This is a genomic window from Aquimarina penaris (genome assembly GCF_040786285.1).
Lineage (GTDB): Bacteria > Bacteroidota > Bacteroidia > Flavobacteriales > Flavobacteriaceae > Aquimarina.
This window is the reverse complement of sequence record NZ_JBFMKQ010000001.1, coordinates 2,035,003-2,048,762: the sequence shown is the minus strand read 5'-3', so window position 1 is coordinate 2,048,762 and position 13,760 is coordinate 2,035,003. Positions and strand designations below refer to the sequence as shown.

The window sequence follows — 13,760 nt, the reverse complement described above, 5'->3', positions numbered from 1 at the left end:
TATTTGAAGCGTCATTTCGAGTGATTTTTCGTAATAAAATGAAGAAAAATTGCATCGAAAAAAGCTTCAACTATTCAAAATCTTATTCTCGATACACTTCTCCTCATGTCGAAGTACTCGAATCGACGATTTTTTTACACTATAGGCTTCATTGCAGTCATCGAAGCTCTTAATCTAGCTCCAATAACTTCGATAGGGTGATTTCTTAATGCAGCATTCACTTCAATCAATTTTGCATTATCTACACCGTTGTTTTTGCCTTGATCATATGATGTACCAATTACATTGGTATCGATATTCTTCATAAAATCAGTTAATAATGGTTTACAAGCATGATCAAACAAATAACAACCATACTCTGCAGTATCAGAAATTACACGATTCATCTCAAATAACTTCTTACGTGCAATGGTATTTGCAATTAATGGAGTTTCATGCAAAGACTCATAATATGCAGACTCTTCAATAATTCCAGAATCAGTCATTGCTTCAAAAGCCAATTCTACCCCAGCTCTTACTAAAGCTACCATGAGTACTCCATGATCATAAAATTCTTGCTCAGAAATCTCAACATTTCCTGCCGGTGTTTTCTCAAAAGCAGTTTCACCAGTGGCGGCTCTCCAGGATAATAAATTCTTATCGTCATTTGCCCAGTCTTCCATCATTGTTTTCGAAAAATGTCCGCCAATAATATCATCCATATGTTTCTGAAATAAAGGGCGCATGATATCTTTTAATTCTTCAGATAATTCGAATGCTTTTAACTTTGATGGGTTTGATAATCGGTCCATCATATTAGTGATGCCTCCATATTTCAATCCTTCGGTGATCGTTTCCCAACCATACTGAATTAATTTAGAAGCATATCCCGCATCAATTCCTTTCTCTATCATTTTATCAAAACACAAAATAGATCCTGTTTGCAACAACCCACAAAGAATTGTTTGTTCGCCCATCAAATCCGATTTTACTTCGGCAACAAATGAAGATTCTAATACTCCTGCTCTATTACCTCCGGTTGCTACCGCATATGCCTTGGCTTGATCCAAACCATGGCCTTGTGGATCATTTTCTGGATGAACAGCAATTAATGTTGGTACACCAAATCCTCTTTTATACTCTTCTCTTACCTCGGATCCCGGGCATTTTGGTGCCACCATAATTACGGTAAGATCTTCTCTAACCTGCATTCCTTCTTCTACAATATTAAACCCATGAGAATAAGATAAGGTAGCTCCTTTTTTCATCAGTGGCATCACTGTGGTAACCACTTGCGTATGTTGCTTATCTGGTGTAAGATTAATTACAACATCTGCATTAGGAATCAATTCTTCATAAGTTCCTACGTTGAATCCGTTATCACTAGCATTTTTAAACGATTGTCTTTTTTCCTTAATCGCTGCTTCTCTAAGTGCATAAGAGATATCCAATCCCGAATCTCTCATATTTAATCCTTGGTTAAGGCCTTGTGCACCGCATCCAACAATAACAATTTTTTTTCCTTTTAAGATATCAACTCCTGCCGAAAATTCTTCAGCATCCATAAACCTACATTTTCCTAATTGCGTTAATTGATCTCTTAATGATAGCGTATTAAAATAATTTGCCATTTCCTTCTTAATTAGTTGTTTTTTCCTGTTACGGAATATTGATTTTAATTTTGATTTACAGTTGTTTATTTTTTTAGTGTATCCCTTCGACTGCACTTCGATAAACTCAGTGCGAGAACTCAGGGTCGGGCTATACGCTTTATCTTTTTTATTTTTCTTACCCTTCGACAGCACTTCGATAAACTCAGCGTAGCAGCTCAGGGTGCGAAAAATAAAAAAGGATGTCGCTGCTATCCCTTACACAGCTTCTTCAGTAAAATTTTCCAGTATTTTAGAAATATGCATTTTATCTTTAGTCACTGCAATTCTTCCAGACCTCACAAATTGCATCAATCCATAAGGTTCTAACTTATGATATAATGCTTCTACTTCTCTTCTTCTTCCAGTTTTTTCGATGACAAAAAATTCTGGAGTGACGGTAACAATATTCGAATTACTATTCTTAATTACATTTTGGATTTGTCGTTCTTCGAATAACAATTTTGAGTCCACTTTAAACAAAGCCGTTTCCTGATAAATAGTTTCTTCTTCTGTATGATAAAAAGCTTTTATTACTTCTATTTGCTTTTCGATCTGTCCGACAAGTTTTTTAACCTGTTCTTCAGTTAACTTTGCAACTATAGTAAACCGAAACACATCTTTAATCTCAGATTGCGAAGCTGTCATGCTATCCAAATTGATATGACGTTTCATAAAGATGGCCGATATCCTATTAAGTAGTCCTATATTATTTTCGGTATATACCGATATTGTATAATTTTCTTTCTTCATATCTATCTATTCTAACCTTATATCCGAAACCGATGCTCCTGTAGGTATCATCGGAAAAACATTATTTTCTTTTTCTACGCATACTTCTAAAAAGTACGGTTCTTTTGAAGCAATCATTTCTTTGATAGCGTCCTGTAAGTTTTCTCTTTTCGTTACTCTTTTAGCCTCAATGTGATATCCTTTTGCAATAGTTACAAAATCAGGATTTACCATTTCTGTAGAAGCATATCGTTTATCAAAGAATAGTTGTTGCCATTGACGTACCATTCCTAAAAAATCATTGTTTAGGACCACTATTTTTACCGGCACTCTGGTTTGAAAAATTGTACCTAATTCTTGTATGGTCATTTGATAACCACCATCTCCTATAATAGCTACAACTTCTCTTTCTGGAGCTCCCATTTTTGCACCAATTGCTGCAGGTAACGCAAACCCCATCGTTCCTAAACCACCAGAGGTAACATTACTTTTGGTTTTAGTAAACTCGGCATAACGACAAGCGATCATTTGATGTTGCCCTACATCAGACACAATTACGGCATCTCCTTTGGTTTCTTCATTGATCCCTCTAAGTACTTCACCCATAGAAAGGCCATCTTTAGACGGGTGTAGTTCTTCTTTGATTACCTTATCATACTCAATGGTATCATAATCTTTAAACTCTTGTACCCAAGAATCATACGTATTAGGTTGTATCAAAGGAAGCACTTGCGCCAATGTATTTTTAACATTACCCATAACTGCTACATCAGCCTTTACATTTTTATTTACCTCTGCCGGATCAATTTCGAAATGAATTATTTTGGCTTGTTTGGCATAAGTTTCCAGGTTTCCGGTTACACGATCATCAAAACGCATTCCTATGGCTAATAACAAATCACATTCGTTGGTTAGCTTATTTGGCCCATAATTACCATGCATACCCACCATACCTACATTTAAAGGGTGAGCGGTTGGCAATGCAGATAATCCCAAGATGGTCCAAGCCGATGGAATTCCGGATTTTTCTATAAAATTTTTCAATTCTTCTTCGGCCTCACCTAAGATAACCCCTTGGCCAAAAACAATCATAGGTTTCTTAGCTTCATTAATCAACTTCGAAGCTTCTTCTATACTTTTAGGATCTGTTTTGGGAACTGGTTTATAACTTCGTACACCTTTACACTTTTCGTAAGCAAAATCTAATTCTCCAAATTGCGCGTCTTTAGTAATATCAACAAGAACTGGACCTGGCCGTCCTGATTTAGCAATATAAAATGCTTTAGCCAAAATTGCAGGTATATCTTCGGCTTTGGTTACTTGATGATTCCACTTAGTAATGGGGGTTGAGATTCCAATAATATCAGTTTCCTGAAAAGCATCAGAACCTAACAAATGAGACCCTACCTGACCTGTTATGCATACCATAGGTGTAGAATCAATCTGAGCATCGGCTATACCCGTAACAAAATTGGTGGCCCCTGGGCCCGAAGTTGCTATGGCAACACCAACCTTACCGCTAGTTCTGGCATAGCCTTGCGCTGCATGTGTAGCGCCCTGTTCGTGTCTGGTCAAAACATGATGCAACTGATCTTGATACTTGTATAATTCATCGTAAACGGGCATTATCGCTCCGCCTGGATATCCATAAATCAAATCTACTCCTTCTGCCAAAAGACATCGTATAACAGCTTCTGCACCAGTCATTTTTTCGGTCTCCACTTTAGTTTCTTTTTTTATGGTTTGCGTTTGTGTTTCCATACGCGATTTTTATTTTAAGACTAGCCTCTTAGAGACTAGACTATTCTTACTTTCTTAAGTTCCCGTTTTCACGAGATGATACTTCAATTAAATACTACAAGAGTATTAGAATTCATCGGTTACACATCCCTGTGATGCCGATGAAACCGTATTTGCATATTTATACAATACCCCCTTGCTAAACTTTAACTCAGGTTGTACCCATGCTTTTTTTCTTTTATCAATTTCGGCTTGGTCAACAGCTACAGTAATCGAATTAGTTTCGGCATCAATGGTAATGATATCACCATCTTCTACCAACCCTATCATACCTCCCTCTTGTGCTTCTGGAGTAATATGGCCCACTACAAATCCATGGGTACCTCCAGAAAATCTTCCATCGGTAATTAATGCTACATCTTTACCAAGACCAGCTCCCATAATTGCAGCAGTAGGTTTTAGCATTTCTGGCATTCCTGGGCCACCTTTGGGTCCTTCGTACCTAATGACGACTACATCACCTTTTTCAACTTTACCATCTCGGATACCATCATTTGCATCATATTCTCCATTAAATACTTTTGCTTTTCCTTGAAAACGTAACCCTTCTTTACCTGTTATCTTGGCCACACATCCATCTTCTGCAAGATTTCCAAACATAATTCTAAGATGTCCGGTTTTCTTTATAGGATTCTCCAAAGGTTTGATAACATCCTGGCCTTCGGTTAAATCAGGAACATCCAGTAAATTTTCTGCTAATGTTTTTCCGGTAACGGTTAAACAATCTCCGTGAAGCAACCCTTTCTTTAATAGATATTTAAGCACTGCAGGAATCCCTCCTACTTCATGAACATCTTCCATAAGGTATTTTCCGCTCGGTTTTAAATCGGCCAAAAACGGGGTCTCATCACTAATTCTCTGAAAATCTGCTAAGGTAAATTCTACATCGGCAGCTCGAGCTATGGCCAAAAAGTGTAACACTGCATTCGTGGATCCGCCAAGTATCGTAACCAAGCGAATTGCATTTTCGAGCGATTTTTTAGTTACAATATCTTTTGGTTTAATATCTTTTTCTAATAATAAACGCATAGCGCGACCAGCGGCAACACTCTCTTCTTCTTTATTTTTGCTTATTGCGGGATTTGATGAATTATAAGGCAATGACATGCCTAATGCCTCTATTGCCGAAGCCATTGTATTTGCGGTATACATTCCTCCGCAAGCACCAGCTCCAGGACAGGCTTTTTCTATGACACTTTTATATTCTGTTTGACTTATAGTCCCGGCAACTTTTTCTCCCCAAGCTTCAAAAGCCGAAACTACATCTAGTTTTTTACCCTCGTGACAGCCTGAAGCTATTGTTCCCCCATAGACTAGTATCGCAGGGCGGTTTAACCTAAGCATTGCCATTAATGCACCTGGCATATTTTTATCACATCCTACTACAGTTACCATACCATCATATGACATGGCCTGCACAACAGTTTCCATAGAATCAGCAATCACATCTCTCGAAGGAAGTGAAAAACGCATTCCGGGAGTTCCCATAGAAATCCCATCACTTACACCGATGGTATTAAATATTAATCCAACCACATCTTCTTCTATGGTACCTTTTTTTACCAATTTAGCCAGATCATTTAGGTGCATATTGCAAGGATTTCCTTCATATCCAGTACTTGCAATACCCACTAATGGCTTTTTAAAATCGTCATCGGTTAAACCAATAGCATGAAGCATCGCCTGAGCTGCTGGTTGTGTGTCATCTTGAGTGACTTGTTTACTATACTTATTGATACTCATTCTTCTTTTTGTGATTTTTTTGAGAATTATTTAAAATTTTAACTAAAAAAATAAGATATACATACCTTAATAAATAAACCACAGTATAAAATTATTTCGTTGTGGCTAAACCATTGCATATTATTCAATACCCTTACAACATCCAATAGCTACAATACATGTATTAATCATTGATAATCAAGTAATTAGATATAAAATATTTACAATCACTATTTGTTAATTTTTATTAAACATCTATTTTAATTCATAAAAAAACTCCCTTCAAAAATTGAAGGGAGTCCTATCGTTTTTTTCAAAAACAAAATCCCTTCATGGTGAGTGAATCACCACGATGATAATGACAATACTAATTATGTATTTTGATATATTCATTTTAAAATTTTTATCCATAAAAAAATCCCTTTACAATAAAGGGATTCATTATATATTTAATACTATAAACATCCCTTATCAAGGTGAAATAATCACCTGAATAGTAATGACATTTACAATATTGATGTTGTTTGTTTTCATATATGATGATAAATATAGATATTTTTTATATAAAAATAACCTTTGCAGTACTATAAAATAAAATCATCTATATTTTGAATAGATTATTCTTGATACAATAGATCACTAACCCAACCCTGGTTTTAACTTCTAGCTTTCTAAAAACGGCTTCTCTATAATTTTCTATCGTTTTTGGACTTAACCCCATCTCTGCGGCAATATCTCTATAGGTAAGTTCTGAACATGCATATTTTAAAAACCCTCTTTCTTTATCGGTTAATCTTTCCTGAAGATCTATAACAGGCTCAAATCCTTCTGATTGTTTTAATGCACTTTCAACTCTTCCTGAATAATAAAAACCTTGTTCGATTACCATTTTCATGGCAAACTCAAAATTCTCTGGGTGGATATCTTTTAGCAAATACCCTTTTGCGCCAGCTCTAAGCATTTTGATAATTGTTTCTTCATCATCTTCCATTGTTAAGGCCAGTACTTTTTGATCAGGTCGATTTTTTTTAAGCCATAACATGGTTTGCACCCCATCCATTACGGGCATTTTTACATCTAAAAGAATAAGATCAGGGATTTTTCTTTTGTGAAGATAATATTGCGTGAGTTCTTTACCGTTTTTAAGAATTGCCAAAACCTCATACTCTTCAAGCTTAGAAATCAAACTCTCTAGAGATTGCGCAAACAGAAGATGGTCATCAACAATTACTATAGTCTTTTTTTTCATGTTTAGTACGCTTTTTATTCAATCCTTATTCCTTTGTAGGATACGATAATAAAAGTGACACTCCTTTCCCGGGTGCCGATCTATAATCAAAACTTGCCTTTACCAAGGCCGCCCGACTCTTCATATTTAACAATCCAGAACTAGCCTGAACAGATTTCATATCAAAGCCTATTCCGTCCTCCTCGATCTTAATCATTAAACTTTTTGAAGTATACTCTAATGCTACTTTTAGATTAGAAGCCTCTGCATATTTTATAGTATTAGAAAAAAACTCCTGAATGATACGATACAAAATAATCTCATCTTTTGGATCAATATGAAACTCTTCTCCGGTTACTGTAAGTTCTGTTTTGAGAAAGCGAAGTTTTTCGAATCGATCCAGTTCTACATGTATAGATTTTTCCAATCCTATATTATGGATTACTTCATTATTTAATGTTTTGGATAAGTTACGTATTTCTTGAAGACTATCTCCTACTAATTTACGCACATCTTGCAGAGAATCTGCCGACTTAGCATCTATGGCTGTCCCCATAATATTAATTTGCATGACTGCCGTAGATAATAACTGACCAATATTATCATGAAGCTCCCAGCTTACATTTTTTAAGGCTTGTTCCTGGATTTCTATACGAGATTTAAAAATCTCATCCTCAAAACGTTGTTCTGCTTTAAATTTATCGAGAAGGAGTTTATTTTTTCTACGCTGGAAAGCCACAAAGAAAATGATACCGAAAACTATAAAAAATAGAATAATTACGGTAAAATATATTATAAGTAAGATTTGTTCTTTTTCGAGCATACTATAAAACCAATAGCGTAACAAGTATACATAAAAATATTAGTCAAGGTAAGAGTAATTAAATAAACCTTAACAAAAAGTGGATTATCTTCTTCAATAAAATATATACTATAAATTACTAACGGTGCAACACAAAGATGAAACACCAAAGCCCCAATCGCTACATAAAAAGAAAATGAGCTCCTAAAATTTATTATTTCATCATCATATAAAACTTCATAAAAGTAATAAAGTACCGCTAATAAAAGAAGTATTGTTCCGAAAACAAATGAATATGCCGAAAAAGTGGTAAAAAAGACATTTGTTAGTAACAAATTTAAAACTGCGCTAATTAAATAAAAAATTGACGCAGATTTAAAGAACAACCTCATTTTTAATGATTTCATATTATGCAAAAAAAACAAAGTATAAAAAAGGAAGTTAATTATTAGATAAGGATTATAAATCCAAAAATTCTTTTCAAATTTAGTACCAATTAAAAAAGACAAATAACCATACTTATAAAGAGAAGTATAATGTCCCAAGAATTCAACAAAAAAAACAAAACAAAGAAAAAAAACAAAATACCGAGAAAAGTCATCTCGGCATTTTTTAAATTTTAATATTCCAGTTAGAGCTGCCAAAAACTCAACTAAAAATATCGTCTCCTTGAAATATAATATACTAATCGAATCCAATTCTAATATTCATTTGGTGGATGTCCTCCTTGTCCTATATTCATTGGTCTTATTTCATAATTATTGGAAGCAGTATCTCCTCCTTTACCCAAACCTCCTGCGGGTGCTCCTGTTGGCGCAATAAACATTGTAGCATACCCTCTATTCATCTTACACTTTTCTTTGGGATACGCTCCAAAATACATCCTAACTCCCGGATTATCAATTCCCTGTTTTTTGGATTGTTTTTTTACATATTTAAGATATTCTTGTAGTTCTTCTACACTCCACCAAAATTCTCTGGTATCCTGAAATCCAATACATTTATCTATCTCTGGGGTTCGAGTATCGCACCATCCTTTTTGTAATTCTTTTGCTTCGTCTACTGTAATACAGTTTTTAGGTACTTTTTTTGCCATTACCTTACTTTTTTAGGGTTAGTAATTGCTAATATATCTAAAAAACAACCTCTTAAGCAAACATCTTAGCCCTTTTTCAGAATGTACGAACACATCAAACCCTGCTAATACAATATATATTAGCCTTTTATGAAAATAATCTCAGAACAAGAAAAATACAAGTAGGGGATTTTCCCCCTAATGCAAACAGGGGGTTTTACCCCCTTTATTTTACGCTTATTAAGATTTTAGTCTACTTCTCTTCAAGCAGCTTAAATTGAATCTTTTCTCCGACCCTTTTCTGTGCCATGGTATTTATTGATGTTTGGTTTAATTGCAAAACTCTAGGATACCCGCCTGTAGTTTGGCAGTCTCTCATTAATACAATCAAACCGCCCGATGGTGTGAGCTGGATGGTACCTGGTAATACTGGAGAGGTTAGCATAGAAGGTAAATCATTAGGCAGTTTTTCTACTAATTGCATTGCCATTCTGCTAACAGTATTAGAAATGGTAAAATCAATGCTTAACAACATTGATTTTTGTTCTTGGGATAGCAAAGCATATTCAGGTCCTGTATATACTTCTACTATATTAGAATTATCTAACCACAAAGGTTTAGAAATATTAGAAAACTGATCATTATGCATCTCATTTATCATGTATGGTAATTCATCTCCCTTTTTCAATACAGACTCTTTAGTAATTGGGGCATAGAACGATCTACTTTTTAGCACAACGGGCGTTAAAAACCCACCTTCTATTCCCAAATAGGTATACATACCCGTCTTATCGTATTTAAACTCAAGCACATCATTTTTACACACTTTAATTCTTCGATACATATCTTTCTTTCTACCATTTAAAGAAATATGCATAGCTGCTCCTGTAATTACAATCACAGTATCCTCGGAAAACTCTACAACTAAATCCTGAAAAGCAAACTCAATACATGCATCATTCTCTTCATTATCCAATAATAAATTGGCCATTGCAAATGAAAGCTGATCCATTGCACCACTTTTTGGAACGCCATATTTCGAAAATCCGAATCGCCCTTTATCTTGAACGGTTGCAAAGAAACCAGGTTTCACTATAGTAACTTTTCCCATCATACAACAACAGGATCTAGTTGATATTTATTTTGAATAATCTTTGAACGTATAGCGTTATATTCGAGATTATCAATAGGCTTAAACTTTATCAAATCACCAGGCTCAAAAAAACAAGGTTTTTTTAAAGTAGGGTCAAAAAAATCCAAGGGACATATCCCGATTACATGCCACCCTCCTGGACTATCTGAAGGATATATTCCGGTTTGATTTCCACCAATAGCAACAGCCCCTTTTTTTACTGTTAAGGAAGGGGTTGCTTTTCTTGATAGATGTAACTTTTTAGGCAGACCACCCAAATACAAAAACCCAGGTAGAAAGCCTATAAAATAAATTGTGTATATTGGTGTAGAATGTAAAGATATTACCTCATCAATTGTAAGCGATTTCTTTGAGGAAAACGATTTTAAATCTGGTGCCAATGCAGTAGAATAACACACAGGGATTTCCCAGAGTCTCTTTTTTGCATTTGTACATTCAAAATTGGTAGAATAATGAGATTTTAAGATCGAAATCTCGCTATAGACATTCTCTATAGTGTACTTATAACAAACTAACAATGAGCTATATGCGGAGATTACCTCAACAATTAGTTCATTAGTACTCTTTTCTAGGAAATTTTTGTATGAAAGAAGATCATTTAGTACTTCTTCACTAATCTCGGGTGGCCATTCTATTAAAATAGCACTTTCAGAATACCTCTTATATTGCAGTTCAAACTTCATGAATTTTATTTAAAAAACAAAATTTAAATCAGAAAATCTTTTATGCAGGTATTCCAAAATTTCGACTGATTTTGGATTATCTCCATGTACACATACTGTGTCAAAAAAGACAGGCTTCTCCTCTCCTTTTGTTGTTTTGATTTTCCCCTGAGAAACCATTCTAAGCACATGATCAAAAACCTCTTCCGGATTCGTAATAATAGCATCATTTTCTGCCCGTGATACCAAAGTCAAATCATTATTATAATTACGATCCGCAAAGGCTTCATATTTTACATCAAGAACTCCGGCACATTGATGAGCTAACTCTGAATCTTTTGACGTAACTACAAACAACCTTCTGTCGACATTTTTTACTGCATCAATAATTGCAGAAGCCACTATTTTATTTTTCAAAGCATCATTATAAAGTGCTCCATGTGGTTTTACATGATATAGTTTTGTTCCTGCTTCTTCTGCATATGACTTCACTTTTAGAATCTGACGAGTCACAGTTTCGACTAAATCATCATATGGGATTCTCATACTAAGCCTTCCAAAATTTTCTCTATCAGGATATGAAGGATGGGCACCGATTTTCACATTGTATTTAACTGCTAATGCTATTGTTTTTTGAATCACCTCATCACTCCCTGCATGTGCTCCACATGAAATATTGCACCAAGATACATAAGGCATGATTTTTTCATCAAAACCAGATTCCTCACCAACATCGGCATTAAGAATTATTCTTTTCATATTCTTATAAAAAACATACTACAAGCTAGCGATAACTTTCCAAATACTTCTGAATCCCAGAAAAATTGCGATGATTAGAATCAAAATTCCCATTACATTTTGTTTCCAACTATTGGTATATTTTCCTAAAAGTACTTTTCTATTCATTACCCATAACAAAAACCCTGCTATTATTGGCAATAAAAGTCCATTAGCAAATTGAGCAAACTGTATAATTTCTATGGATTTTATTCCTAAGGAAGAAAATAACACTCCCAAAAAGAGAATAAACATCCAAACCGACCTAAACTTTCTACTTTTTAATCCGCCTTTCCAACCCAAACACCCTTTAACCACATAGGCAGCAGCCAAAGGAGCTGTAATAGCCGAAGTTACTCCGGCTGCAAAAAGCCCCAGAGAAAGCACATATTTTGCTGCAGATCCAAAAACTGGCTCCAAACCTTTTGCAAGGTCTGCTGCATTCTGCACTTCGGTATTTTGTATTGCAGCTCCAGAAATAATAATTGCCATAGACATGATACCACCAACTATAATTGCGACAATTGTATCCTTTCTCGCCAGAGGTAAGTCTGATGGGGTTTTCCACTTTTCTTTTACCAAAGAAGCATGTAAAAACAAGTTATACGGCACCACTGTGGTACCTATTAAACCAATAATGGTAATGAGCTTTTCTGAAGAAAAATCCGGCACAAATCCTTTAAAAACTGAAGAAAGATTAGGCTTAGTAACCATCGCTGCAATTACAAAAGCTAAACTCATCCCTAGTACTAATACAATCAAACTACGCTCGAGTACTTTATAATTCCCAATATACAAAAGAATAAAAGCCAGCACCCCAATAACGAAGCTTGCATAATTAAACGCATAGCCTCCTATGTTAATAATTGGGCTTCCTAAGATAGTTGACAACCCCAATACTCCCCCACTAATGTTTCCGGCTTCATAGGCCGCATTACCAATAAAAATTGCAGATATGATAATCCCTATGAGCACCCATCTTACTATCTTATTATCAAATTGAGATTTTAAGACTTCGCTTAGTCCGTTCTGGGTTATAATCCCCAATCTCGCAGCCATTTCCTGTAAAACGATACATGCAATAATCGACAATGCTAATGCCCACAATAGTGTGTATCCAAATTTGACTCCGGCCAAAGTACACACTGTTACGGTCCCTGGACCAATAAATGCTGCGGTGACCAAGGTACCAGGACCAATATTAGCAAGCCATTTTTTCATAAATATGTATTGAATATTCTTAAAAATATTGATTTTCCGAGGTATGGTGATTCAATTGTTAATAAGAACCGAAAATAGTTTATAAATTCTGAAAGGAATTTTATCAAAGTACTACCCTAACCACCAATTACGCATAGAGGAAGCTAAAATAAAACTTACCAATATTTCATATAATAATTATACTATTTATACTATTGCTTTAGAATGTGACTTTAAATCTAAATCTAATTTTTATACTATATTTAAAAAACATACTTCTCAAACTCCCAATCAATTCAAAAAAAGCATCTAAATGAGTTCTGGATCTTTAACAAGTTGAAGATCCAGAACTTTCTAAAAATTATATTATATAATATTGTACAATTAGGGAAACAGCCTAATGAAAGCTGTGAAATGCAATATTTTTAAAAATTACATCTCAAATAAATTTAAGGGTAAAAAATTAAATAATTTAAATTTCATCAAAGCATTAGGTTGTGTAACAGGTTCTAACCATGGTTAAACTTTAAAAATTTGATATCAAATTTTTAAAGTTACAGCAGAATGTTTTTGGTTTAAATACTTGTAAAAATAATAGGATATAACATTCTAGATTAAAGTTAAGGAGGCATCTGAAAATCCTATAAAACAGAGTAAGAACAATTAAAATAAGTTTAAAATGAAAAAATTGGAATTAAAAAATTTGAAAATTAAAGCGTTATCTTCAGGTGCTAAGACTAAAATTCTTGGAGGAAGTACAATGAGTAATAGTGCAGATTGTAATGCAGATTCGTCATTGAATTATATTCCTCAAGACCCAGGAGGCATGTGCCCAGTTGGAGGTTCAGATGACCCTACGGTAATACGATAACCTAACTAGTAATTAGATATAGACTTTATCAATAAGAAATTAAAGTCTATATCTAAATAATCATACAAATAACAATAATGAGCAAGAGGGGTTTTTATGCGAATTAATTA

At 34.5% G+C, this 13,760-nt stretch carries 13 protein-coding genes; 2 read left to right on the top strand and 11 right to left on the bottom strand.

Translation table 11 applies throughout. From position 1 onward, the window contains the following. Positions 1-134: 134 nt before the first annotated feature. The 11 genes from ilvC to ABW637_RS08475 all read right to left on the bottom strand — a co-directional run bounded on the left by ilvC (position 135) and on the right by ABW637_RS08475 (position 12,800). Positions 135-1,610, bottom strand: a complete 1,476-nt coding sequence (ilvC, locus tag ABW637_RS08525; protein ID WP_367584232.1) for a ketol-acid reductoisomerase — start codon at positions 1,608-1,610, stop codon at positions 135-137. 237 nt (positions 1,611-1,847) lie between these two features. Beyond that, positions 1,848-2,381: an acetolactate synthase small subunit gene (gene ilvN / locus ABW637_RS08520; RefSeq protein ID WP_367584231.1), complete on the bottom strand. Its 534-nt coding sequence runs from the start codon at positions 2,379-2,381 to the stop codon at positions 1,848-1,850. Positions 2,382-2,387: 6 nt separating this feature from the next. Beyond that, entirely contained in the window at positions 2,388-4,121 is a 1,734-nt protein-coding gene (gene ilvB, locus ABW637_RS08515) for a biosynthetic-type acetolactate synthase large subunit (RefSeq protein WP_367584230.1), read from the bottom strand. Positions 4,122-4,226: 105 nt separating this feature from the next. Beyond that, positions 4,227-5,903 (bottom strand): dihydroxy-acid dehydratase, encoded by a 1,677-nt coding sequence (gene ilvD / locus ABW637_RS08510; RefSeq protein ID WP_367584229.1) that lies wholly within the window; start codon positions 5,901-5,903, stop codon positions 4,227-4,229. Positions 5,904-6,483: 580 nt separating this feature from the next. Then, positions 6,484-7,131, bottom strand: coding sequence for a response regulator (locus ABW637_RS08505; protein WP_367584228.1), 648 nt, complete (start codon positions 7,129-7,131; stop codon positions 6,484-6,486). A 25-nt stretch (positions 7,132-7,156) separates the two neighbouring features. Further along, a complete protein-coding gene (locus ABW637_RS08500; protein WP_367584227.1) occupies positions 7,157-7,933 on the bottom strand; it encodes a sensor histidine kinase in 777 nt (258 codons plus the stop codon). Positions 7,934-8,612: 679 nt separating this feature from the next. After that, entirely contained in the window at positions 8,613-9,008 is a 396-nt protein-coding gene (locus ABW637_RS08495; protein ID WP_367584226.1) for a hypothetical protein, read from the bottom strand. A gap of 232 nt (positions 9,009-9,240) precedes the next feature. Further along, positions 9,241-10,101, bottom strand: a complete 861-nt coding sequence (locus ABW637_RS08490; protein ID WP_367584225.1) for a 5-oxoprolinase subunit C family protein — start codon at positions 10,099-10,101, stop codon at positions 9,241-9,243. Then, positions 10,098-10,823: a 5-oxoprolinase subunit PxpB gene (gene pxpB, locus ABW637_RS08485; RefSeq protein WP_367584224.1), complete on the bottom strand. Its 726-nt coding sequence runs from the start codon at positions 10,821-10,823 to the stop codon at positions 10,098-10,100. The genes ABW637_RS08490 and pxpB overlap by 4 nt, the downstream gene beginning before the upstream one ends. A gap of 9 nt (positions 10,824-10,832) precedes the next feature. After that, positions 10,833-11,561: a 5-oxoprolinase subunit PxpA gene (pxpA, locus tag ABW637_RS08480; protein ID WP_367584223.1), complete on the bottom strand. Its 729-nt coding sequence runs from the start codon at positions 11,559-11,561 to the stop codon at positions 10,833-10,835. Positions 11,562-11,579: 18 nt separating this feature from the next. Continuing rightward, on the bottom strand, positions 11,580-12,800 hold the full coding sequence (locus ABW637_RS08475) for an Nramp family divalent metal transporter (protein ID WP_367584222.1): 1,221 nt from the start codon (positions 12,798-12,800) through the stop codon (positions 11,580-11,582). An 85-nt stretch (positions 12,801-12,885) separates the two neighbouring features. On the opposite strand from ABW637_RS08475, the gene ABW637_RS08470 reads away from it, so the two are divergent. Both ABW637_RS08470 and ABW637_RS08465 read left to right on the top strand, forming a co-directional pair. Further along, a complete protein-coding gene (locus ABW637_RS08470) occupies positions 12,886-13,092 on the top strand; it encodes a helix-turn-helix domain-containing protein (RefSeq protein WP_367584465.1) in 207 nt (68 codons plus the stop codon). Between the two features lie 366 nt (positions 13,093-13,458). Next, positions 13,459-13,650, top strand: a complete 192-nt coding sequence (locus ABW637_RS08465) for a hypothetical protein (RefSeq protein WP_367584221.1) — start codon at positions 13,459-13,461, stop codon at positions 13,648-13,650. Positions 13,651-13,760: the final 110 nt, after the last annotated feature.

Bases quoted from the DNA above. Each gene is read 5' to 3' on its own strand.
- ilvN (WP_367584231.1), bottom strand. From the start codon at position 2,381: ATGAAGAAAGAAAATTATACAATATCGGTATATACCGAAAATAATATA.
- ABW637_RS08495 (WP_367584226.1), bottom strand. From the start codon at position 9,008: ATGGCAAAAAAAGTACCTAAAAACTGTATTACAGTAGACGAAGCAAAA.
- ABW637_RS08500 (WP_367584227.1), bottom strand. From the start codon at position 7,933: ATGCTCGAAAAAGAACAAATCTTACTTATAATATATTTTACCGTAATT.
- ilvD (WP_367584229.1), bottom strand. From the start codon at position 5,903: ATGAGTATCAATAAGTATAGTAAACAAGTCACTCAAGATGACACACAA.
- ABW637_RS08490 (WP_367584225.1), bottom strand. From the start codon at position 10,101: ATGATGGGAAAAGTTACTATAGTGAAACCTGGTTTCTTTGCAACCGTT.
- ABW637_RS08475 (WP_367584222.1), bottom strand. From the start codon at position 12,800: ATGAAAAAATGGCTTGCTAATATTGGTCCTGGTACCTTGGTCACCGCA.
- ilvB (WP_367584230.1), bottom strand. From the start codon at position 4,121: ATGGAAACACAAACGCAAACCATAAAAAAAGAAACTAAAGTGGAGACC.
- pxpA (WP_367584223.1), bottom strand. From the start codon at position 11,561: ATGAAAAGAATAATTCTTAATGCCGATGTTGGTGAGGAATCTGGTTTT.
- pxpB (WP_367584224.1), bottom strand. From the start codon at position 10,823: ATGAAGTTTGAACTGCAATATAAGAGGTATTCTGAAAGTGCTATTTTA.
- ABW637_RS08465 (WP_367584221.1), top strand. From the start codon at position 13,459: ATGAAAAAATTGGAATTAAAAAATTTGAAAATTAAAGCGTTATCTTCA.
- ABW637_RS08505 (WP_367584228.1), bottom strand. From the start codon at position 7,131: ATGAAAAAAAAGACTATAGTAATTGTTGATGACCATCTTCTGTTTGCG.
- ilvC (WP_367584232.1), bottom strand. From the start codon at position 1,610: ATGGCAAATTATTTTAATACGCTATCATTAAGAGATCAATTAACGCAA.